17 protein-coding genes are annotated in these 23118 nt (G+C 73.4%); 9 read left to right on the top strand and 8 right to left on the bottom strand.

The window, feature by feature from the left end; translation table 11 throughout:
* The first annotated feature begins 1 nt into the window (after position 1).
* The 3 genes from FYW95_RS10110 (at position 2) to FYW95_RS10100 (ending at position 4976) form a co-directional block, all read left to right on the top strand.
* Positions 2-1618, top strand: a complete 1617-nt coding sequence (locus tag FYW95_RS10110; protein ID WP_236567838.1) for an FAD-binding oxidoreductase — start codon at positions 2-4, stop codon at positions 1616-1618.
* 132 nt (positions 1619-1750) lie between these two features.
* A complete protein-coding gene (locus FYW95_RS10105) occupies positions 1751-4303 on the top strand; it encodes an ATP-binding protein (protein ID WP_159943131.1) in 2553 nt (850 codons plus the stop codon).
* On the top strand, positions 4284-4976 hold the full coding sequence (locus FYW95_RS10100; protein ID WP_159943132.1) for a response regulator: 693 nt from the start codon (positions 4284-4286) through the stop codon (positions 4974-4976). Before FYW95_RS10105 ends, FYW95_RS10100 begins: the two co-directional genes overlap by 20 nt.
* 79 nt (positions 4977-5055) lie before the next feature.
* Here the strand turns inward: FYW95_RS10100 and FYW95_RS10095 are convergent, their stop codons facing one another.
* Positions 5056-5985 (bottom strand): aminoglycoside phosphotransferase family protein, encoded by a 930-nt coding sequence (locus tag FYW95_RS10095; RefSeq protein WP_159943133.1) that lies wholly within the window; start codon positions 5983-5985, stop codon positions 5056-5058.
* Positions 5986-6334: 349 nt separating this feature from the next.
* Positions 6335-7012, bottom strand: a complete 678-nt coding sequence (locus tag FYW95_RS10090) for a sirohydrochlorin chelatase (RefSeq protein ID WP_159943134.1) — start codon at positions 7010-7012, stop codon at positions 6335-6337.
* Between the two features lie 775 nt (positions 7013-7787).
* On the opposite strand from FYW95_RS10090, the gene FYW95_RS10085 reads away from it, so the two are divergent.
* The 3 genes from FYW95_RS10085 (at position 7788) to FYW95_RS10075 (ending at position 10482) form a co-directional block, all read left to right on the top strand.
* Entirely contained in the window at positions 7788-8603 is an 816-nt protein-coding gene (locus tag FYW95_RS10085; RefSeq protein ID WP_159943135.1) for a nucleotidyltransferase domain-containing protein, read from the top strand.
* Between the two features lie 146 nt (positions 8604-8749).
* Positions 8750-9304 carry a peptide deformylase gene (gene def, locus FYW95_RS10080; RefSeq protein ID WP_159943136.1) on the top strand — a complete coding sequence of 185 codons (555 nt, stop codon included), beginning with the start codon at positions 8750-8752 and terminating at the stop codon, positions 9302-9304.
* 182 nt (positions 9305-9486) lie between these two features.
* Positions 9487-10482: a coiled-coil domain-containing protein gene (locus tag FYW95_RS10075; RefSeq protein WP_159943137.1), complete on the top strand. Its 996-nt coding sequence runs from the start codon at positions 9487-9489 to the stop codon at positions 10480-10482.
* A 45-nt stretch (positions 10483-10527) separates the two neighbouring features.
* Here the strand turns inward: FYW95_RS10075 and FYW95_RS10070 are convergent, their stop codons facing one another.
* The 3 genes from FYW95_RS10070 to FYW95_RS10060 are packed head-to-tail and all read right to left on the bottom strand — an operon-like array spanning position 10528 to position 13462.
* Positions 10528-11685: an MFS transporter gene (locus FYW95_RS10070; RefSeq protein WP_159943138.1), complete on the bottom strand. Its 1158-nt coding sequence runs from the start codon at positions 11683-11685 to the stop codon at positions 10528-10530.
* Entirely contained in the window at positions 11682-12464 is a 783-nt protein-coding gene (locus FYW95_RS10065) for an alpha/beta hydrolase (RefSeq protein ID WP_159943139.1), read from the bottom strand. Before FYW95_RS10065 ends, FYW95_RS10070 begins: the two co-directional genes overlap by 4 nt.
* A 17-nt stretch (positions 12465-12481) precedes the next feature.
* On the bottom strand, positions 12482-13462 hold the full coding sequence (locus tag FYW95_RS10060; protein ID WP_236567839.1) for a CPBP family intramembrane glutamic endopeptidase: 981 nt from the start codon (positions 13460-13462) through the stop codon (positions 12482-12484).
* A 128-nt stretch (positions 13463-13590) separates the two neighbouring features.
* Between FYW95_RS10060 and FYW95_RS10055 the strand changes: the two genes are divergently transcribed.
* Positions 13591-15720, top strand: coding sequence for an elongation factor G-like protein EF-G2 (locus tag FYW95_RS10055; protein WP_159943140.1), 2130 nt, complete (start codon positions 13591-13593; stop codon positions 15718-15720).
* A gap of 52 nt (positions 15721-15772) precedes the next feature.
* Here FYW95_RS10055 and FYW95_RS10050 read toward each other — a convergent pair whose 3' ends face one another.
* A complete protein-coding gene (locus FYW95_RS10050; protein ID WP_201294794.1) occupies positions 15773-16576 on the bottom strand; it encodes a M48 family metallopeptidase in 804 nt (267 codons plus the stop codon).
* Positions 16577-16582: 6 nt separating this feature from the next.
* Entirely contained in the window at positions 16583-18580 is a 1998-nt protein-coding gene (locus FYW95_RS10045) for an amidohydrolase (RefSeq protein WP_159943179.1), read from the bottom strand.
* A 581-nt stretch (positions 18581-19161) separates the two neighbouring features.
* On the opposite strand from FYW95_RS10045, the gene FYW95_RS10040 reads away from it, so the two are divergent.
* Positions 19162-20337 (top strand): acyltransferase family protein, encoded by a 1176-nt coding sequence (locus FYW95_RS10040; protein WP_160050290.1) that lies wholly within the window; start codon positions 19162-19164, stop codon positions 20335-20337.
* Between the two features lie 102 nt (positions 20338-20439).
* Here FYW95_RS10040 and FYW95_RS10035 read toward each other — a convergent pair whose 3' ends face one another.
* Positions 20440-21423 (bottom strand): CDP-alcohol phosphatidyltransferase family protein, encoded by a 984-nt coding sequence (locus tag FYW95_RS10035; protein WP_159943141.1) that lies wholly within the window; start codon positions 21421-21423, stop codon positions 20440-20442.
* A gap of 234 nt (positions 21424-21657) precedes the next feature.
* Here FYW95_RS10035 and FYW95_RS10030 point away from each other — a divergent pair, with 234 nt between their 5' ends.
* A complete protein-coding gene (locus FYW95_RS10030) occupies positions 21658-23097 on the top strand; it encodes a GuaB1 family IMP dehydrogenase-related protein (protein ID WP_159943142.1) in 1440 nt (479 codons plus the stop codon).
* Positions 23098-23118 lie beyond the last annotated feature (21 nt).

The raw sequence follows: 23118 nt of genomic DNA, 5'->3' as shown, positions 1-23118 counted from the left end.
CATGACTGACGACACGTCTCCCCCCGGCGGCCCCGCACCAGACATGAGCTGGTACGGCTGGGGCGACCCGGCCAGGACGGCCCCCCTGGACCCCGGGTTGCGCGACCTGGTCTCCCAGGTGCTGCGCGCGCCGCTGGCGGAGTCCCCGCCCGTGGCCGAGGAACGGGTGGAACTCGCCCCCTCACGTCTGGGGCCCGGGGTGGGCGCGGCCCTGGCCGAGGCCGTCGGCGCCGACCACGTGCGCCGCGACGACGCCGTCCGGCTGCGCCACAGCGGCGGCAAGAGCACCCCGGACCTGCTGCTGCGCCGCGCGGGCCGGGCCGACCCCGCCCCGGACGCGGTCGTCTACCCCGCCGACCACGACGAGGTGCTGCGAGTGCTGCGGGTGTGCTCGGAGGCGCGCGTGGCCGTGGTCCCCTTCGGCGGCGGCACCAGCGTGGTGGGCGGGGTCACCCCGCTGGACGGGGGCCTGCGCGCCGTGGTCTGCCTGGACCTGCGCCGCCTGGACCGGCTGGTGTCGGTGGACCCCGCCTCGATGACCGCCGTCCTGGGCGCGGGTACGCGCACCCCGCGCGCCGAGGCGCTGCTCGCCGAGCACGGGTGCACGCTCGGGCACCTGCCGCAGAGCTACGAGTACGCGAGCCTCGGCGGGTACGCCGCCACCCGCTCCAGCGGCCAGGCCTCGGCCGGGTACGGCCGCTTCGAGGACATGGTGGTCTCCCTCCGCGTGGCCACCCCGCGCGGAACCCTGGAGACCGGCGGCCCTCCGGCCTCGGCCGCCGGACCGGACCTGGGCCGCCTGCTGCTCGGCTCGGAGGGGACGCTGGGCGTCATCACCGAGGTGGGCCTGCGGGTGCGCCGCCGTCCGGAACGGGTGCTGGACGAGGCGTGGTCCTTCCCCGACTTCCCGACCGGGGTGGAGGCGCTGCGCGTCCTGGCCCAGTCCGACGCGCGGACGACCATGGCGCGGGTACTGGACGAGTCCGAGACCTTCGTGGGCGCGGCCGTGGCGGGCCGCCCGGCCGCGCCCGGCTGCCAGGCGGTCCTGGCCTTCGAGGGGGCCCCGGCCGAGGTCGGGGCGCGCGCGGGCGCGGCCCGGGGCCTGCTGTCCGCGGCGGGCGGCACCCCGCTGGGCCCAGAAGCGGCGGAGCGCTGGCGGCGCGACCGCTTCGCCGCGCCCTACCTGCGCGACTCCCTGCTCTCCGCGGGCGTGCTCACCGAGACCCTGGAGACCGCCGCGCCCTGGGGCGCCCTGCTGCCCCTGTACGCGGCCGTGTCGGGGGCGCTCACCGGGGCGCTGGAGGACGGGGAGGGCGGCGCGGTCGTCATGTGCCACGTCTCGCACACCTATCCCACCGGCGCCTCGCTGTACTTCACGGTGGTGACGGCGGCCGGCGCCGCACCGCTGGAGCGGTGGGGCCGGGCCAAGCGGGCGGCCTCGGAGGCGATCGTCGCGCACGGGGGGACGATCACCCACCACCACGCGGTGGGCACCGACCACCGGCCGTGGATGGCGGCGGAGATCGGCCCCCTGGGCGGGGAGGTGCTGCGAGCGGTCAAGGCGGCGCTGGACCCGGAGGGGGTGCTCAACCCGAGCAAGCTCATCCCCGACCCGTGATCCGGCCCGCCCGTCGCGCCCCTGCGCGCAGCTGGTCGGAAGCGGTGCCGCCGTGGCGCGGGAGCCCGTCTCCCGGTGCGCACCGGTCCACCGTTGCGGCGGTGGCCGCCGCGGCCTCCGGGCACCCCGACAATGGAACCCGTGGCACGAGGAAAACTCCGTATCTACCTGGGTTCGGCCCCCGGCGTCGGTACCACGCACAACGCCCTGACCGAGGCGCGCCGTCGGGCCGAGCACGGCACCGACGTGGTGGTCGCCGCGGTCGACACCCACCACCGCGAGCGCACCTCCGCCCTCCTGGAGGGCCTGGAGGCGGTGCCGCCGCACCCCTCCGGCTCCGTGGACACCGCCGCCGTGATCGCGCGCGCCCCGGGCACGGCCGTGGTCGACGACCTGGCCCGGCCCAACCCGCCCGGCGCGCCCAACGCCACCCGCTGGCAGGACGTCGACGAACTCCTGGAGGCGGGTGTGGACGTGCTGTCCACGGTGGGCATCCACCACCTGGAGTCCCTCAACGACGTGGTACACCAGATCACCGGCGTGCGCCCGCGGCAGACCGTCCCCGACCACGTGGTGCGCCGCGCGGCCGAGGTCGAACTCGTGGACGTCACCCCGCAGGAGCTGCGCCGCAGGATGGCGCACGGCGACATCCACCCGGCCGAGCGCGTGGACGCCGCCCTGGCCGACTACTACCGGGAGGGCAACCTGGCGGCGCTGCGCGAGCTGGCGCTGCTGTGGACCGCCGACCGGGTGGAGGAGAGCCTGGCCCGCTACCGGGGCGAGCACGAGATCCGCCGGACCTGGGAGTCGCGCGAGCGGGTCGTGGTGGCGCTCACCGGCGGGCCCGAGGGCGAGACCCTGATCCGCCGGGCCGCCCGGGTGGCCGCCCGCTCCCGGGGCGGCCACCCCCAGCCCAGCCACCTGCTGGCGGTGCACGTGGTGCCGCCGAACGGGATGGCCCAGGCTCCCACCGACGACCTGCTGCGCCAGCGCAGGCTGCTGGCGGAGCTGGGCGGCACCTACCACCAGGTGATCGGCAACGACGTGCCGACCGGGCTGCTCGACTTCGCCCGGGGCGTGCACGCCACCCAGATCGTGCTGGGCTCCTCGCGCCGCCGGACCTGGCAGTACGTGTTCGGCCCCGGTGTGGGCGCGATCGTGGCGCGCGACTCCGGTGACATCGACGTGCACATCGTCACCCACGAGCGGGTCGGCAGCGGCCGGTGGCCGCTGCCGCCGCCGGGCCGCGGGCTGGGCGAGCACCGCCGGGTCGCCGGGTGGTCGCTGGCGCTGCTGGCGCCCACCCTGCTGTCGCTGGTGATGGCGCTGCCCCTGTTCGAGGACGTGGGCGCCGCCTCGGACGCCATGCTGCTGTTGCTGGCGACCGTGGCCACCGCGGCGGTGGGCGGCCTGCGCCCGGCGCTGGTCTCGGCGCTGTGGAGCGCGGCCCTGCTCACCGTGCTGCTGTCCCCGCTGCACGGCAGGCCGCCGGTGTCCCTGGACAACGGGCTGGCGCTGTCCGCCTTCGCCCTGGTCGGAGCCCTGGTGGCGATCGTGGTGGAGACCGCAGCCCGGCGGTCGGCCCAGGCGGCGCGCGCCCGGGCCGAGGCCGACGCGGTGACGCTGCTGGCGAGCAGCGTCCTGGCGGGCAAGGAGCCCCTCCAGGCGTTGCTGCGCAGGATCAAGGAGACCTTCGGGCAGCGGTCGGCGACCCTGCTGGAGCGGCGCGACGACGGCCGGTGGCGGGCCGCGCACAGCGTGGGCGCCCCGGCGTGCGACTCCCCCGACGAGTCGGACGTCCTGGTGTCGATCTCCGACAACCTCGCGCTGGCGCTGCGCGGGCGGATGCTGCCCGCGGCCGACCGCGGCGTGCTGCGGGCCTTCGCCGCGCACATCGGCATCGCCCTGGAGCACCAGCGCCTGGAGTGGGACGCCGCCGAGGCGCGCAGCCAGGTGGCGGGCAACCGCATCCGCACGGCCCTGCTCGCGGCGGTCTCGCACGACCTGCGCACCCCGCTCACCTCGATCAAGGCCAGCCTGTCGAGCCTGCGCGCCACCGACATCATGCTCAGCGACGAGGACCGCGAGGACCTGCTGGAGACGGTCGAGGAGTCCACCGACCGTCTCAACCGGCTGATCGACAACCTGTTGGACATGAGCCGGGTGCACACCGACAACGTGCGCCCCAAGCTGCGGGCGGTGGGCCTGGAGGAGGTGGTTCCCGCCGCCCTGCTGGGCCTGGTGAACGAGGCGGTCACGGTGGACGTCCCCGACCACCTGCCCCGGGTGCTGGCCGACGCGGGGCTGCTGGAGCGCTCGGTGGCCAACGTGATCTCCAACGCGGTGCGCTACAACCCCGACCCGCGCGTGCCGGTGCTCGTCGCGGCCAGCGCGCACGGCGACAGCGTGCAGCTGCGCGTGGTCGACCGCGGGCCGGGGGTCTCCGACGAGGGCAAGCAGCGCATGTTCGAGGCCTTCCAGCGGCTGGGCGACGCACCCCAGGGCACGGGGGTGGGTCTCGGGCTGGCGGTCGCACGTGGTTTCGTTGAGGCGATGCACGGCAGCCTGGACCCCGAGGACACTCCCGGGGGCGGGCTGACCATGGTGTTCACCCTCCGGGCCGTGGACGGCGGCGAGACGGACAGCGGGGACGAGAGGCGGGTCAATGCGGGTTCTGGTCGTTGACGACGACATGCAGATCATCCGGGCGATGCGGATCAACCTGCGGGCGCGCGGACACGACGTGGACACGGCGGCCGACGGCGCCGCGGCGCTGCGCCTGGCGGCCGAGAACCACCCGGACGTGGTCCTGCTCGACCTGGGTCTGCCCGACATGGAGGGCATGGAGGTCATCCAGCGGCTGCGCGGATGGTCGCAGGTGCCGATCATCGTGCTCTCGGCCCGGCACTCGGCCGGGGAGAAGGTGCGCTGCCTGGACTCTGGCGCCGACGACTACGTCACCAAGCCGTTCGGCATGGACGAGCTGCTGGCCCGGATGCGGGCCGCGGAGCGGCGCTCGGTGCGCGCCGAGGAGGCCCCGGTGGTGCGCACGCCGTGCTTCACCGTGGACCTGGGCGCCAAGCGGGTGCTGCGGGAGGACGAGGAGGTGCGGCTGACCCCCACGGAGTGGCACATCCTGGAGATCCTGGCCCGGCACGCGGGTCAGCTGGTCAGCCAGCGCCAGCTGCTGCACGACGTGTGGGGGCCGGCCTACCAGAGCGAGACCAACTACCTGCGGGTGTACATGGCGCAGCTGCGCCGCAAGCTGGAACCCGATCCCGCGCGTCCCCGGTACCTGATCACCGAGGCGGGTCGCGGGTACCGCTTCGAGCGGGCCGCCGCCCAGCCCGAGATCTGACGTGCACGGGGGTTGTCGCGGCGGCGCGTCTGCCGCCGCGGGCGCCTCCGCACCGCCCCGGCTCCGGGAGCGGCCCGGGTCAGGTCGCGAAGGCCAGGCCCTCGGACAGCTCCATGAGCATGTCGAACTCGTCGGTGCCCACGTGGCCCCGGTTGGCCTTGGCCACCGCCAGGCAGGGCGCGAAGGCGCGCACCCAGGCCATCAACCGGTCGCCGTCCACCCCCAGGCACTGGGAGAGGGCGTCCACCCGGTGGACCACCTCGGTCAGGCTGGTGGACTTCCACAGGGCCCAGTCCACCGCGTCGACCGCGCCGTCGCCCAGGCAGGCCCGCGGGTCGACGGCGACCAGGCCGCGCTCCCCGCCGTCGATCACGTTGCCCGGGTGCAGGTCGCCGTGCACGGGTACGACGTCGACGGTCCCGTTGGCCAGGTCGCGGGCCCGGCAGAACCCCTGGTGCATGGCGGAGGCGGGGACCACGTCGGCGGCCGGGCCCTCGGCGCGCTCGCGGTTCCACAGGTCGAAGATGAACTGTACCCGTGAGGTCAGGGGGCGCAGTTCGAGCAGTTCCTGACGGGGCACCTCGACGGAGTGGAGCTGGTCGATGAGCTCGCCGACGGTCTCCATCGGCGGAACCACCCCCGTGGAGACGACGGTCGGGCCCCCGACCCACTCCATGAGGATGGCTCCCCGCCGGCCGTCCACCTCCCACACCCGGGGCACCCGGCCCGAGGCCTCCCACATCCGCAGCAGCCGGGCCTCGGACACGGCCAGGCCGCTGTCCGGGGAGAGCTTGAGCACGCCGCGGGTGCCGTCGGGGCGCAGGACGCAGATGACGACGGAGGTCCGGCCGTGCGGCGCCGGTCCCTCGACGGTGAGCTCCCACTCCGAGGCGAGTTTCTCAACGATTCCCGGCAGTTCGGTCAGCCAGTCACCGACGTGGCTGCCGAAGCGCCGTTCCAGACGCCGACGCTGCCGATCATCGACGAACTGCGCTGTGACGTCTTTCATACATCCACCTTAGGTCGCTCACGTCGATGCCCGAAGCCCCTCCGCGGGTCGACGGACCAGGTGGTCCGCGCTGCGCGAGCGCTGCTGTGGCCCGGACGGTCGCGGGGAGGCCTCCGCGCCGACGTGGGGAGTGTGAGAGCCGACGGAGGGGTCGCGCCCGGACCGCTCCGCGCCGCTCGGACCGCGGCGCGGGACGGGTACCGCGTGTGTGGGTGCGGGGAGTTCCCGCCCCTGGAGCCCATACCCATCCTCGCGCTCGCGGTAACGGGAAGCGGCTGCCCAGCGGCCCCTCCCTCACCCGTGGACACGATAGTGTCACTCCCGGTGCTCACCTGTCGAGCCCCCGGCCTCAGGCCAGCCGCCCCTTGACGGCCCGGTGCTGGGCGAGGAGCGTGTCCACGACCAGGTCCGAGGGCCACAGGGGCGCGGTGATGGCGGTGACGTCCAGCCCGCGCAGCAGCTCGAAGTCAGGGCCGTCGACGAGCCGCCAGGCGGCGACGGCGACCTTGTCGTGGCCGTGGCGTCGCAGCCGGTCGACGGCGTCGAACACCGACGGGGCCCAGGTACGCAGGTAGCCGACCTGGACCGGAGAGCCGAGTCGGCGGCTGAGCATCCGCGCCACGTCCGTGACGGCCTGGCGCTCACCGGTGGCGGTGGTGCCGTCGGCGGCCAGGACGACGCCGTCGGAGGGCTTCCAGCCCGCGTCGGTGAGCCGGGTGGCGAGGTCGGCGACGATCGACGGGACCGCGCCCAGGGGCTCGGTGTGGCAGGAGTTCTCCAGGTCGCCGAGGCCGATCCTGGAGAGCAGTTGGGCGCTGGCGACGTCGCCGCCCGCGACGAAGGCGGGGACGACCACCTTGGGACCGCCGACCGAGCGGATCGCGGCGGTGACGTCCGCGGGGCTGCCGAAGGCCGGGGCCACCGGCACCTCTCCCCTGCTGGCCACCGCCTCGGCCAGGCCGCACAGGGCCTCCCTCCGCTGGGCGTCACGCGAGTCGTCGGCCACAAGGACCATCGTGGGGACCATGCACGGCTCCTTCGTACTTCGCTTGCGAGAACTGCCGTTGCCCGCAGAGCGTAAAGGGGGACAGTTTCACGGGGGTGCTGTCGTGTTACATGGAGGAAAACAGCGGACAATGGCTGTGGTGGTTATCACCACCGGAAGGTCCGGTGAATCATAACGATCGCCGAAAAACTCCGGCGTGTCCACTTCTCCAGAGGGTGTCCTGCGCCTCAGGGCGAGGGCTATTCTTGGCCTGGAAGAGGCGGGATCGCTTCCACCTGCCCCGACGTCACGCCCCCTTCCCCACTCCGCCCATACTCGCCCCCGCGGCATGGCGGACGCCACATCCGGGATTGCCATACGGACAAATCGACGGTTTCGCCCGCGCTCCCTCTCTAGACAAATACCCAACAAAAGTTTTCCCATGCATTTGCCCGAGGCGGATGCACGTGCGCGCGAATGTGCGGCGGGAGTCCTGCCAGATACGACACGGATTTCCCGCTCCGCCCCGGCGATCCGTTTCCCCGCCTTCGCGGCCCCGCCGGACCGGAGCCCCTCCCACACACGCTGGACTCCTGTCAAGGGCGTGCGCCCCCCTTTCGCCTCATAGCCGCACACCACCGGTCGCGGGGAGACAGGATGAGAGTCCGGTGCGATCACTTGCCATGGCACACCAGTCCACCCACACTGGGTACTGATGAGCACGTCATCGCAGGCCCCGGAGCCGCGGGCGCGCTCGGGCGGCCCGGCACGGGCCACGCCCCACGATCAGCACCGGACCATCCAGACTGGAGTGAGCATGGCCGTCCACCCTCGGGTGCAGACGCTGGCGCAGACCTTTCTCGCGCACGCGGACGAGGAGGCGCCCGGACTGGTCGAGGGCCTCTATCTGACCGGTTCGGTCGCCCTCGGCGACTTCCGCCCCCACACGAGCGACGTCGACTTCGTCATCGTGACCGGCCGCAGACCCGGGCCGGGCGAACTGGAGCCCCTGCGCCGCGCGCACGCGCGCACCCGCGCCGACGTCCCCCGCCCCCAGTTCAACGGCATCCACGTGACCTGGGACGATCTCACCCGCGACCCGGCCGCCTGCGGATCCGTGGCCTCGGTCACCAGCGGACGGTTCCGCAACCGCGCCAGCGCCGACGTCAACCCGGCCACCTGGCACATCCTCGCCGAGCACGGCGTCGCCGTGCGCGGCCCGCACCCGCTCGAACTCGACGTGTGGGACGAGCCCGAGAGCCTGCGCGCCTGGTCCCTGGGCTCCCTGGACGAGCAGTGGCGGCGCTGGCGCGAGAAGGCCGGCCGCCTGGTCACCCCGCGCGGTCTGGCCGTACTGGGCTCCCTGGCCCCCTCCTGGAGTGTCCTGAGCGTGAGCCGGCTGCACTTCACCCTGCGGACGGGGGAGATCACGTCCAAGTCCGGCGCGGGCGCCTACGCCCTGCACGCCTTCCCCGCGCGCTGGCAGCGCATCGTCAACGAGTGCCTGCGCGTGCGCCGCAGCGCCGACGCGCCCTCCCTGTACGAGAGCGCCCTGGCCCGGCGGCGGGCGGCCCTGGACTACATCGAGATGGTGCTGGACGAGTCCCTGCGCCCCGGCCTGGCGGCCTGCTGACCCTGCGTCCCGGCCCGGCGGCGGGCGGCCCTGGACTACATCGAGATGGTGCTGGACGAGTCCCTGCGCCCCGGCCTGGCGGCCTGCTGACCCTGCGTCCCGGCCCGGCGGCCCGCTGACCCGGCGCCGCGGATAACCTGGAACGCATGACCATGCGCCCTATCGTCCGTTTCGGCGCCCCCGTCCTCGCCGCGCCGACCACCCCCGTCACCAAGTTCGACCAGCACACCGAGGCACTGGTCCGGGACCTTCTGGAGACGGTCGACGCCCCCGGGCGGGCCGGACTGGCCGCCAACCAGATCGGGGTCGGCCTGCGCGTGTTCAGCTACAACGTCGAGGGCCGGATCGGCTACGTCATCAACCCCGAGATCGCCGAACTCTCGGAGCGGACGCAGGAGGGCGACGAGGGCTGCCTGTCGGTGCCCGGGCTGTGGTACCCCACCACCCGCGCCGAGCACGCCGTGGTCACCGGGGTCGACCTGCGCAACGAACCGGTCACCCTGGAGGGGAGCGGCCTCATGGCGCGCTGCCTGCAGCACGAGACCGACCACCTGGACGGCGTCGTCTACGTCGACCGTCTGGAGCCCGAGACCCGCAAGCGGGCCCTGCGCGACATCCGCCGCTCGGACTGGTTCATGCCCGCCGAGGCACCGGCGCCCGTCGGCCCCCGACTGCCCAGCGCCTTCGGCGGCACGGGCTGAGACCGGGTCCGTCCGGTCGTCTGCTCCGGGTATCTTCGGACACATCCCCGCGCACTCTCCCAAGTAACGCACTAGGCATGTAACGCCAAGATCTCGTATGGTCTGCTGAGTACCTCCCTCCGCTGTGGCACCCCCCGCCCCACGGCCAACCGGATGGGCTTCGGACCGTCCTCGGAGAAGACATGACATCCACTCCTCCCTCCCTCATGCGCGGCAGGCGCGCCGCTCTGTCCCTGTCGGCCCTGGCCACGGCCTTCCTGGTCGCGCTCCCCGGGGCGGCACGCGCCGAACCGGGCGACGACGAGGTGGACATCGACGAACTCACCCAGCGCGCGGAGGAGCTGGAGGAGGCCTATGACGGCGAGCTCCTCCAGTTCACCGAGATCAAGGAGCGCGTGGAGAAGGCCGAGCGGGACCTGGAGGAGGTGGAGGAGCGCCTGGACGCCTCCCGCGACGGGGTCTCCACCATCGCCGCCACCCAGTACAAGAGCGGCGGGGCCCTCGACCCCGCCTTCGAGGTGATCTTCTCCTCCCACCCGGAGGACATGTTCACCGACGCCGCGGTCCTGAGCTACCTGGGGCAGAGCCAGTCCGAGCAGATCGCCGAGCTCGTCGACACCCGCGACGAGGCCGCCGAGATCGCCGAGGAGCTCCAGGCCGAGATGCAGGAGGCCGAGGAGCTCATCGAGGAGCTGGAGGACGAGCGCGAGAGCGTCGAGGAGAAGATCAGGGAGTACGAGGAGCAGCAGGTCCCCGACCCCCCGGCCGGGGCCGGCACCGGCGGCGGCTCGGGCAACGGCACCATCCCCGCCAGTGCCCGGGGCTGGGGCTGGGACGGGGCCAGCCCGCGCATGGCCGCCATCCGCGACGAGATCGTGATGAACTTCGGCGCCCCCTACCCGGTGGGCTGCCTGCGCAACAGCGCCGACGACCACGGCTCGGGCAACGCCTGCGACTTCATGATGAGCTCCGGCGGCGCCCTGCCCTCGTCGCAGAACCGGGCCCTGGGCACGCAGATCGCCCAGTACGGGATCAACAACGCCGACCGCCTGGGCATCAAGTACATCATCTGGGAACAGCAGATATGGCACTCCGCCAACCGTCAGTGGAAGTGGATGGAGGACCGGGGCGACAACACCCAGAACCACTACGACCACGTGCACATCTCGTCGTACTGAGCCGTGTCCCCGGGGCCCGCGCCGCGGCCCGGCGCGGGCCCGTCGCTACCGGCGGGTGCGCGCCAGCGGCAGGGCGCCCAGCAGGGCCGCGGCCGTCAGGGCGAAGGCCGGACCGTAGCCGAGCAGCTGGATCAGCGAGCCCAGCGCCACCGCCCCGGCGCCCGCGCCGCCGTCGTAGCCGATGTTCCACACCGCGCTGGCCCGCCCGTACCCGGACGGACCGGCGCGGTTGAGCATGAGGGTGACGGTCTCGTTCTGGACCGCGCCGAACCCGAGGCCGAACAGGGCCGCGCCGAGCAGGACCAGCGGCGCCACCGCCCACAGCCCGGCGGTCACCAGGGCCATGCCCAGGGCCGCGACGGCCATGCCCGGTACCAGGAGCAGGGTGCGCCGGTGCCGGTCGTGCAGCACCCCCGCACTCCAGCGGCCCGCCACGACCGCCAGCGCGTAGGCGGCCAGCGTGCCGCCCACCAGCCACGGCGTCCCCTCCAGGGGGATGGCCACGAAGGTGATGACCGCGCTGGCCGAGGCGGCGGTCACCAGCATGAGCACCAGCGGTGCCGTCAGCGAGCCCGCGGACGCTCCCGACGCGGACGCCCGGCCCCCGCCCCGCAGCGCGGCGCGGTTGCGGCCGCCGTCGGCGAACCAGATGCCTCCGGCCAGCACGGCGCCCAGCACCGAGCACAGTCCGGTGATCCAGAACGCGGTCGGGAAGCCGACGCTGAGCGCCAGCGCCACCCCGCCCGGCAGGATCAGCACCTGGGGCAGGCCGACGGCCAGGCCGTAGTAGCCCGTGGCCCGGCCGACCTGGTGGCGCGGCACCAGCCGTGCGGCGAGCACGGTTCCGGCGACGCTGACCATGCCGAAGCCGACGCCGCGCACCGCCGAGACCGCCACGAGCGGCCCCAGCTCGGCGGTGAGGGCGAACAGCGGTGTGGGCAGCCCCATGACGAGCGAGCCGACCGGGAAGGCCCACCGGTAGCCGCCCCGCTCCAGGAGCCAGGGCATGGCCAACTGGGTCAGCACGGTGGTGAGCATGAACACCGCGGTGGTGCTCCCGGCGCCGAACTCGCCCGCTCCGCCCCGGGTGGCCCACAGCGGCACGAGGGGGAGGACTGCGGCGAAGCCGCACAGGCCGATCGCCGTGGCCGCGATGAGCAGGGCGAAGCCCGTACCGCGCAACCCAGGAAGAGGTGGGGTCATCCTTCCTTTCTAACGGACGTGGCGAGCCAGTCCCGGATGCGGGCGGCCAGTTCCGGGGTGACCGCGCGCTCGGCGTGCCCCATTCCGGGAATGATCCACAGTTCGCGGGGCTCGCGGGCGGCGTCGTGGATCGCCGTGGCGTGGGAGACCGGGAAGTAGGCGTCGGCGTCCCCGTGCACGACCAGCAGGGGTGCCGGGGAGATCTCCCCGGCCACCTCGCGGGGCTCCGCCGGCCTGGGGTCCCACCTCCGGTCGGTGACCCGCACCCCGCGGAACCTGCGCAGGAAGAAGCGGCCCGCGCTGCCCTCGACCCCCAGGTGAAGGAGGCGCATACGGCGCGTGCCCCGGTAGTACCAGCGGCTGGGCCCGCTGACGGAGACCACCGCGTCCACGCCGCCGTAGATGGCGGCGTGCCGGATCGCGACGGCGGCGCCCATGGAGAAGCCGACGACGGAGACGGAGTCGTACCCCAGCTCCCGAAGCCGGGCCACGACCGCCTCCAGGTCGTGGATCTCCGCGTTCCCGACGGTGCTGAGCCCGCCGGAACCGTGGTGGCCGCGGAAGTCGAAGGTCATCACGTCGCCGACCGAGGACAGGACCTCGGCGACGGCCCGGGTGTTCGGGTTGCGGTAGGTACCGGTGAACCCGTTGGCCAGGACCACGGCCGTGGTGCGCGGCCGGGGGCCGCGCAGGAGCACGGCGTCGATATCGACCCCGTCGGCGGTGGTCAGCCAGTGGCGGTTCTGTTGGGGCAGCGGGTGGTCAATGGCGTCGGACACCCAACCATCGTGCCCGATCAGCGCCAGGCGTCCGGTCCCGGGGGGTCGTACCGGGGCGGCATGGCGCGGGGGTCGTAGGCGGGGGGAGCGGTATGGGAGCCGTGCGCGGTAGGCGGCGCGTAGCCGCCGGGGGGTGTCGCGTACCCGTCCCGCGCGGGAGGCTCCTCGTACGCGTCCTCCGCGGGGGCCTCCGGGGACTCGTCGTCGTAGTCGTCGTCGTAGTCGTCGTCGTACCAGGCCTCGCGGACGGACCGGGGCGGGAAGACCAGCGAGCGCAGGTTGAGCGCCACGTGGACCAGGACCGGCACCCAGACACTCCCGGTGCCCAGATAGAGGACGGTGAACAGGGTGCCCGAGGCGCCGGCGCTGACCAGCCCCCACCACCCCTGGTACAGGTGCGCGACGGAGAACAGCACCACCGACAGCACCGCGGCGACCCACAGCGGGACGCCCATGCTCGCGACCAGGACGATGAACAGCCCCCGGTAGAGCAGCTCGCCGAACACGCCCCCGGTGACGGCCGCCCCCGCGGCGAACGCCCGCTCGGCAGTGCCGTAGGGCACGAGCAGTCCGCGCTGGCGCTCGGGTTCGGGCAGGGTGAGCGGCGCGGGCGCGGGGCGCCGTCCGCGCCTGCCGCGACCGCCCCGCGGCAGTCCGTTGACCAGGACCCACAGCACCCCCAGGGCCAGCAGGCCGCCGACGGCCCCGGCCGCGATCGGGCCCCACGCGTGCGGCGGGCGCAGCCCGAGGTCGCCTGCGGACAGCCCCGGCGACAGCAGGAGGACGCCGACCACCGCCAGGCCCCACAGGGCGTGGATACCGATGGTGACGGTGTGCACGCGCGTGAGGGCGCGGGGATCGTCGTCACGTCTGCGGGAGAGCCACCGAAACGCCCTCCTGCCGAGGAGGGGCTCACCGACCGCCGCGAAGACGAGCAGCAGGACCGTCAGAACGGTTCCGGCGAGGCTGAACTGAGGGAGGGAATCCGACCATGGCACGGGGCAATAGTAGAGGTCCAAAAAGAGTCATAGTGCACATGCCAGATTTCGGTTCAGCTCTTGCCGTGCGGGCCGCCGCGGGCGACGGTAGAAGTGACACAGATCACAACCACGGGGGGTGGGCAGCAATGGCAGACGTACCCAGGGCCGACAGGCCCCAGAACATCCGCAACATCGCCCTGGTCGGTCCGTCCGGATCCGGCAAGACCAGCCTGGTCGAGGCCCTCCTCCACGCCGCCGGGGAGATCAGCCGCCCCGGCAGCGTGGAGGAGGGCACCACCGTCAGCGACCACGACGAGGTGGAGATCCGCCAGAAGCGCTCGGTCCACCTGTCCGTCAACCCCGTCATGGTCGGCGACGTGAAGGTCAACCTGCTCGACACCCCGGGGTACGCCGACTTCATCGGGGCCATGCGCGCCGGACTGCGCGGCGCCGACGCCGCCCTGTTCGTCATCTCCGCCCTGGACGGCGTGGACGGGCGCACCCGCGTCCTGTGGGAGGAGTGCGCCGCCGTGGGGATGCCCCGCGCGGTGGCGATCACCAAGATCGACCATCCGCGCGCCGACTACGACGAGGTGGTCGCCCAGTGCCAGGAGGCCTTCGGCGGCGGCGTGCACCCCGCCTACGTCCCCGCCGTGGAGGGGACGGGGGACGACCGCCGCGTGGTGGGCGTGTGGGGCCTGGTCTCCGAGCGCTACTACGGCGAGCCCGCCGAGCCGCCCGACCGGCTGCGCGCGGCCGCCGGACCGCTCCGGGAGACCCTCGTCGAGGAGGTGATCACCGAGAGCGAGGACGAGGCCCTCATGGAGCGGTACATGGAGGGCGGGAAACTCGACCCGGACCTGCTCATCGCCGACCTGCAGAAGGCCGTGGCCGCGGGCGGCTTCCACCCGGTCCTGGCGATCAGCGCCACCCGCGACGTGGGCGTGCGGCAGCTGCTCCGCGAGCTTCCGCTGTCGTGCCCGGACCCCACGCGGCGCCCCTTCCCCCCGGTGGAGACCCCCGGGGGCGAGCCCGTCCGGGGACTGTCGTGCGACCCCGACGGGCCCCTCGCGGCGGAGGTGCTGAGCACCACCGTCGACCCCTACGTGGGCCGGGTGAGCCTGGTGCGCGTCTTCTCCGGGACCCTGCGGCCCGACACCCAGGTCCACCTGCACGGGCACGGTGTGCCGTGCGGCCTGACCGGCTCCGACGACCTGGACCGCACCGGCAACGACGAGCGCGCGGGCGCGCTGTCCGTGCCGCTGGGCCGCCAGAGCCGCCCGGTGGGCCAGATCGTGGCTGGTGACCTGTGCCTGGTGGCGAAGGTGCCCGACGCCCGGACCGGGGACACCCTCTCCGCACCGGACCGCCCCCTGCGCGTGGCCCCCTGGCGCTTCCCGCAGCCGCTGCTCCCGGTCTCCCTGACCGCCGTGTCGTCGGGGGACGAGGACCGGCTCTCCCAGGCGGTGGCCCGCCTGGTGGCCGAGGACCCGTCCCTGCGGGTGGAGGTGAACCCGGAGACCCACCAGATGGTCCTGTGGAGCCTGGGCGAGGCGCACCTGGACGCCGCCCTGGACCGGTTGGAGCACCGCCACGGGGTGCGGGTGCGCACCGGCCGGGTGCGGGTGCCGCTGCGGGAGACCTTCGCCGTCCCGGCCCAGGGCATGGGGCGCAACGTCAAGCAGAGCGGCGGACACGGCGAGTTCGGCGTCTGCCGGATCCGGGTTGAGCCGCTGGAGTCGGGCTCGGGCCTGGAGTTCGTCGACGAGATCGTCGGCGGGGTGGTGCCGCGCCAGTTCGTCCCGTCCGTGGAGAAGGGCGTGCGCGCCCAGATGGCGGACGGCGTGGACTCGGGCCACCCGCTGGTGGACATCCGGGTGACGCTGTACGACGGCAAGGCCCACTCGGTGGACTCCTCGGACATGGCCTTCCAGAAGGCGGGCCGCCTGGCCCTGAAGGACGCGGCGGCCTCCGCGAGGCTGTCGACGCTGGAACCGGTGGACGAGGTGACCGTGGAGGTGGACGACGCCTACCTGGGAGCGGTGCTGAGCGACCTGTCCGCCCGGCGCGGCCGGGTGGTGGGCACCGAGACCGCCAACGGCGGCCGCGCGGTGGTCCGCGCCGAGGTGCCCGAGCTGGAGATCACCCGGTACGCCGTGGAACTGCGCTCGACCTCCCACGGCACGGGGGTGTTCACCCGCTCCTACCTGCGCCACGAGCCCCTGCCTCCCCAGGTGGCCGCGCGGCTGCCCGACCGCCAGCCCGAGGAGGTCTGAGGCCGGGGAGGTCCGGGCGGGACCCGGGGTCCGGGCCCGGACGCGTCCCCTGCTACAGGACGCGTCCGGGCCTGGTGCGGTCGGCGAGCGCGGCGAACCGGAACGTGTTCACCGGGTGGCTGGAGAGCAGGTTGACCAGTAGCACGAAGAAACCCGTGTCGGTCCGGGCCCGCGCTGCGATGTCGTGGAAGTCCACGGACCTGTACAGGTACTTGCCCGCCGCGAGCACCCGCAGTCCCTGGACGCCCTCCGGGCAGAACTTGTAGGCGTGGTTGTCGGCCGTGTACTCCTGCGCGCGCCCCAGCGTGGAGCCCACTCCGGGGATCACGTTGGCCACCGAGACGCCGAACTGCCGCCAGAACGACGTGTGCCCGGCGGCGATGTGGCCGACCTCGTGGCCGATGACGAACCGCAGGGCGTCCGGGTCGGCCAGCCGCCCGCCCACCTCGAACAGGTCGCTGTTGACGGCCACGTAGCGGCGGAACCCGTGCCCCGAGGCGAACGCGTTGAGCACGCCGTTGCCCAGCACGACGTAGGCCTCGGGCACGTGCCGCATGTTGAAGGCCTGGGCGGCCTCCACCACCATCCGGTGCGCCTCGGGGAACTGCGCCGGGGTGATGCGCACGCCGTTGACGCGCTGGCGGGCGTACAGCTGCCCGCGCACGAAGTACACGAGCGCGGGGATGCTCAGCAGCAGCAGCGGTTCGTTGGGGTCACCGGCGTAGGCGCGGCTGACCGCACCCGCCACGGTGAACAGCGTCACCCCCACACACGCGACCAGCAGGGGGATCTCCCGGGGATGGCGCAGCGTCCTGCGCAGGAGCCGGTCGCCCCACCGCCAGGGGAGGACCCCCATCCGCGGTCAGAGACGGTAGTCGGAGTCGGGCCGCTCGTCGTCGGCCCCGGGCGGCGGCGCGTCGTGGGCGCTGCCCTGGGGCGGCGGACCTCCGTAGGCCGGACCCGAGGGCGGTCCCTGCGGCGGGCCCGACGGGCCCTGCGGGAAGTCGTTCTCCTCCAGCAGCGCGGCCATGTCCGCCGACAGGGTGGACTCCTCCGCCTTCTCGCCGCGCCGCTCCCCGTCCTGGGACTCCATCACCGCGTCCATGTCGGCCTCCTGGGTGGTGCTGGACCGGTCCTCGTCGGGCGCGGACCATGAGGAGGCGAGGTAGGCGCTGTCATAGGCGTCGTTGGCCTCGGAACGGTGCTCGCGGCGCTCGGGGCCCCCGGAGGAGGCGCCCGGGAAGTCCGGGGAGCCGGACACCGGTGCACCGCTCGGCGGCGGGCCGAGGGGGTCCGCGGGCGAACCGGCCTGGGGTCCGGCGTGCGCGTCGGACGGCGGGGAGGCCGGGCGGTCCCCCGGCGCCGGTCCCTGGAAGTCCGGTCCGGGCAGGTCCGTGTGCGGGAGGTCGGGAACCGGGACGTCCGAGCGCGGGAAGTCGGGTCCGGAGGGGTCGGCCCCCGGCGCACCGGCCCCGGAGGCGTCCGTCGCCGGAGCACCCGGACCGGACTGGTACGCGCCGCCGGCGGGCGCGCCCGTCCGCTGGTTGTCGCTGCCCAGGTAGGACAGCGCGGCCACGGTGATCGCGGCCAGCCCGGCCCGCAGGGTGGGCTCGCGCGCGGGGGAGAAGAACGGCGAGTGGTTGCTGGGCACGTTGCCCATCTTCTCGTAGGGGGTGTCGCCCGGCGCGGCCTCCCAGACGTCGTGCGGGGTGGCTCCGACGAACCAGAACACGTACGGGATCGGCTGCGGGTCGCCGGGCAGCCCGAAGTAGCTGAAGTCCTCGGTCGCCGGAGAGGGGTCGGGCAGGTGGATGACGTAGTCGTCACCGAAGTAGGCGTGGTGCGCGGCGGCGACGTCGGCGGTGCTCTGCGGGTCGTTGAAGGTGACCCCCGCGTCCTGGAAGCGCTCGATCTCGGGTTCGCGGGTGGCTCCCGAGGCCGCGGCCTCGGCGCGCACGATCCGCTCGATGGCCGCCTCCAGCTGGGCGGAGACGTTGGTGTTCAGGGCCCGGGTGTTGATCTCCAGGTAGGCCTCGTCGGGGATGATGTTGGCCTTGGTACCCGCCTGGATCCGGCCGACGGTGAGCACCGCCATCTCACTCGGGCTGACCTCCCGGGAGACCACGCTCTGCAGGCGGGTGACGATGTTCGCGGCGATGACCACCGGGTCCACGGTCGTGTTCGGCTGGGAGGCGTGGCCCCCCTCGCCGTGGACGCGCACGCGGTAGGAGCTGGAGGCGCCGAGGATGACCCCCGCCCGGTGGGAGATGAGCCCGGCGGGCTGGGGGCCCAGGTGCTGGCCCAGGATGACGTCGGGGCGGCCGAACCGGTCGAAGAGCCCGTCCGCCAGCATGGCCTGCGCGCCGTCGAGGCTCTCCTCGCCCGGCTGCGCGACGACCATGACCGTCCCGGCCCACTCCTCGCGGCTCTCCGAGAGCAGGTCGGCTGCTCCCACCAGGCAGGCGGTGTGGGCGTCGTGCCCGCACGCGTGCATGACGGGGACCTCGGTGCCGTCGGCGTCGACGGCGCGGGCGGTGCTGGCGTAGGGCAGCCCGGTCTTCTCCTCCAGCGGGAGCGCGTCCATGTCGGCGCGCAGCATCACCGTGGGGCCGGGCCCGTTGCGCAGGATGCCGACGACCCCGGTGCCGCCCACGCCCTTGTGGACCTCGTAACCGGTCCGGGTGAGCCATTCGGCCACTCCGCTGGCGGTGCGGTGCTCGGCGTGGGAGAGCTCGGGGTTCTTGTGCAGGTCGACGTAGAACCCCTCCACGAGGGGGAAGATCTCGTCAAGGAGTCGCATGACCGCGTTCCCGTGCTGGGCGGCACGGTTGGGGTCCACCGCGTGCGGCACGGCTTCCACCGCCTTCATTCCGTATCTCGACTGGGTCGGGGCTGCCCAGCGGGCACCTGTCTGACGGCACAGCCTATCGGCGCGCCCGTCACGCGCTCACACCGGCGGGTTCGCCCACAGTGCGCCACAGCGTGTCATATGGGTTATGGTCTGCACACGGAACGCCACCCACTCCGGGTCCCCGCGTCGGGTGCCCCGGATCCCCTCCCGTGTTCCGGACCCGTTTCCCACCCTCGGGGGTCCACTCCGAAACTCCGCGGGGAGCACGGGGACGCACGGCCCGGAACCGCCGCCGAACCGCGCCGGGGGCCTCCCCGCCGTGTCGGCCACGGCTTTCGGGGCCGGGCCGAACAGGCAGGGTTCCCGGCGCTTCTCCGCCCCGAGTGGGGAGAACTACTGGCATCCCTTGCTACATCACAGTAAGGTAACGCCGCACATGTTCACTCGTCCGTCACCACACGGTGCCCCCTCGCGCGCCACGCGGCACCGTCTTCCCGCGCCTGTCCCGGCCCCGCACACCCGGCCGGAAGCCGGCAAGCACACGTACACAGCAGTCGAAGCGATCTCGGAGTCCACCCGTGGCCTCATCCATGACCAGTCCGGCAGCACACGGTCCGGGACCGGGGCAAGGCGCGACCGCCCCGGCCGCGGACGCGACGCAGGCGGCCCCGGCCCCCGGCCGCGACGCCCGCCTGGACAACGCCAAGTTCATCCTGATCGCACTGGTCGTCATCGGCCACGCGATCGGCCCGCTGGGTGACTACGGGCCCGCCAGCGCCCTGTACTACTGGATCTACTTCTTCCACATGCCCGCGTTCATCCTGATCAGCGGCTACCTCTCGCGCTCCTTCGACGGCTCGTCCAAACGCGTGGAGAAGCTCGTCCTGACGCTCGCGGTGCCCTACCTGATCTTCTGGACGATCCACCAGGCCATCCACACCGTCGCGGACGGCAGCCTGCCCGAGTCCCCGTCACTGCTCCGGCCGACCTACGCCCTGTGGTTCCTGGTCGCCCTCTTCCTGTGGCGCCTGAGCGTGCCGGTCTGGAAGCGGCTGCGCTGGCCCGTCCTCGTCGCGGTGGTGATCTCGATGTTCGCCGCCACCGCGGACCTGGGCGGGACGCTCTCCATCGGACGCGTCGTCAGCTTCCTGCCGTTCTTCGTCCTGGGTCTGAGCCTGCGGCGCGAGCACTTCGCGTACCTGGACAGGCTGTGGGTGCGGGTCGCCTCCACGGCGGTCCTCGCGGTGACGGCGGTGCTCGCCGTGCCCATCTCCGACCGCCTGAGCAAGGACTGGCTCTTCTGGACGAGCAGCCTCACCGACCGGGACATCGACCCGCTGCTGCCCAGCCTGGGCCTTCGCCTGGCCTTCCTGGGCCTGGCGCTGGCGATGAGCGTCGCCGTGCTCGCGCTCGTCCCGAAGAGGCGGACGTGGTTCACCGACCTGGGCGCCTACAGCCTGTACGTGTACCTGGGCCACTCGGTGGTCATCATCGTCCTGCAGTCCTCGCCCTGGTACGGCTTCGTGTCGGGACCGCTCGGGCTGGCCGGGATGGTCGCCTTCGGGACGGGCCTGACTCTGCTCCTGTGCACCCCCTGGGCGCGCGGGGCCCTGCGCTGGGCCGTGGAACCGCGGCTCACCTGGTTCCTGCGCGAGGACTCCGAGCCGCGTCAGGAGGGGCGCGCGCCGGGGGACGCCCGGGCCACGGGCACCGGCGTCGGCGGATCCGCCGTTCCGGGCGGCACCGGGCGCGGGTCGGGGGCCTGACCTGCCCGGTCCCCCTGTCAGGAGCGCGGAAGACGCGGGGGGGGGGGGGGGGGGGGGGGGGGCCCCCCCCCCCCCCCCCCCCCTCGCGTCCGTGTTCGCGGCTCAGCTTCCGCCGCCGGCTCCGGCTGCCGCGTCGGCGGCCGACACGCCGGCGACGGCGGTGACCGCCCCGGACTTCAGCGGGCCGCGACGGCGCGCCTCGAACCTGCGGGTGTCCTTCCACAGGCGCAGCACCAGGACGCACTCGAAGAAGGCCAGCGCCAGGACGGAGAACACCGCGACGGGGATGATCAGACTGTCCAGCGGCGTGACGAGGGCGACCAACGCGGTCGCCGGGGCGACCACGCACAGGAACATCTCGAACTCGATGCCGCTGAACAGGTGCGGCCGCACCCGGTGGCGCAGCAGTGCGTCGCGCACGCGCGGGTAGAAGCCCTTCGGCGCCGCGGCGGCCGCCCGGTCGGCACCACTGGCGGCGGGGGCGGCGGCGTCCGCCATCTCGTCGTCCTCGGGATCGGCGTCACCCGGGCCGACGGCGCTCAGGGACTCGGGCTCCCCGGCCAGATCGGCGAGGGTGCGCCTCATGGACCTGCGGGTCTTGGCCACCTGGGAGCCGTTGAGGTAGCGCAGCAGGTCGAAGAAGACCACGACCGGCGCCACGAGCAGGTACGCGACGCTGCCGGTCACCAGCCACTGGCCCACCAGCAGGGCCGTCACGCAGCCGAAGAAGCGGATCCGGTCGAAGACGAAGTCGACCCAGCTGCCGAAGACCGAGCCGGTGCCCTTGAGCCGGGCGATCTTGCCGTCCATGCAGTCCAGCACGAAGCTGAGGTGGAAGAGCAGGGCCCCCGCCAGCAGCCAGGGCCAGCCCTGGCCCGAGACGACCGCGGGCGCGGCGAAGCACAGCGCGGAGAGCAGGCCGAGGACCCCCGCGCCCAGCGTCAGCTGGTTGGGGGTGACACTCGTGCGGTTCGCGGTCCAGACGACCAGGCGTCCGGCCAGCGGGTCCACCAGGAAGACCGTCCACCAGGCGTCCTTGGCCTTGTAGGTCTCTTCCTTGACTTGCGCGAACGTGAAACGCGACATGCGGGTTCTCCAGGAGTGCCCGCTCCCCCACAAGGGGCCCCGGCGCTCGACGAGGCGCTGACAGGGGCAGGGAGAGGGCTGTGTCGGCGAAGGTCGAGTCATCATGCCAGATCGGCGGGCGTCCGACCTAATCGTTGACGGCATACTTGAGTAGTAAGAGGGGGATCAACAGGCGGCCGCGTGCGTGAGCAGCGGATGGTCCACCCCCTTCGGTCTCGACCGAGGTATGAGGCAGTGCGCTTTCTGAACGACCAGGCCCCCCAGCAGGACCTGACCTACAGCGACGTGTTCATGGTGCCGGGCCGCAGCGCGGTGGGCTCCCGGCTGAGCGTGGACCTCTCGTCGCCGGACGGCACCGGCACCACCATCCCGCTGGTGGTGGCGAACATGACGGCGGTCGCCGGGCGCAGGATGGCCGAGACCATCGCCCGGCGCGGCGGCATCGCGGTCATCCCGCAGGACATCCCCATCGACGTGGTCGCCGACGTGGTCGCCTGGACCAAGCGGCGCCATCTGGTGCACGACACCGCCATCACGCTCAACCCGGGCAGCACCGTCGGCGAGGCGCTCAACCTGCTGCCCAAGCGGGCGCACAACGCCGTGATCGTGGTCGACGGGGACCGCCGACCGGTCGGTGTGGTCACCGAGGCCGACTGCGCGGGCGTGGACCGCTTCGCGCAGCTGCACGACGTGATGTCCACCGAGCTGCTGACCATTCCGGCGGACACCGAGCCGCGCGAGGCGTTCGGGATGCTGCACGACTTCCGGCACCGGCTGGCCCCGGTCGTGGACGGCGAGGGCGCCCTGGTGGGCGTGCTCACCCGCACGGGCGCGCTGCGCTCCACCCTGTACACGCCCGCCGTGGACGCGGAGGGCCGCCTGCGCGTGGCCGCCGCCGTCGGGATCAACGGCGACGTGGCGGGCAAGGCCGCCGAGCTGCTGGCCGCCGGTGTGGACACGCTCGTGATCGACACCGCGCACGGCCACCAGGAGAAGATGCTCACCGCCATCTCCAAGGTGCGCTCGCTGTCCCCGGAGGTTCCGGTCGTGGCGGGCAACGTGGTCACGGCCCAGGGCACCCGGGACCTGATCGAGGCGGGAGCCGACATCGTCAAGGTCGGGGTGGGCCCGGGCGCGATGTGCACCACCCGCATGATGACCGCCGTGGGCCGCCCCCAGTTCTCCGCGGTCCTGGAGTGCGCGGAGGCCGCGCGCGACCTGGGCGGGCACGTGTGGGCCGACGGCGGTGTGCGCCACCCGCGCGACGTGGCCCTGGCCCTGGCGGCCGGCGCGTCCAACGTGATGGTGGGCTCCTGGTTCGCCGGGACCTACGAGTCACCCGGGGACGTGCTGCGCGACGCCGAGGGCAGGCAGTACAAGGAGAGCTTCGGCATGGCCTCGGCCCGCGCGGTCCGGCTGCGCACCGCCGAGGACTCGCCTTTCGACCGCGCCCGCAAGGCCCTGTTCGAGGAGGGCATCTCCACCGGCCGCATGTACCTGGACCCTGAGCGGCCCGGGGTGGAGGACCTGATCGACCAGATCGTCGCCGGTGTGCGCAGCTCGATGACCTACGCGGGCGCGACCTCGCTGGCGGAGTTCCACGAGCGCGCCGTGGTGGGCGTGCAGAGCGCCGCCGGGTACAACGAGGGACGCCCGGTCCACACCAGCTGGTAGGACCCCGGGCCGCCTCCGACG

The organism is Nocardiopsis sp. FR4, from assembly GCF_009830945.1.
GTDB lineage: Bacteria > Actinomycetota > Actinomycetes > Streptosporangiales > Streptosporangiaceae > Nocardiopsis.
This window is presented reverse-complemented; position numbering and strand designations above follow the sequence as displayed.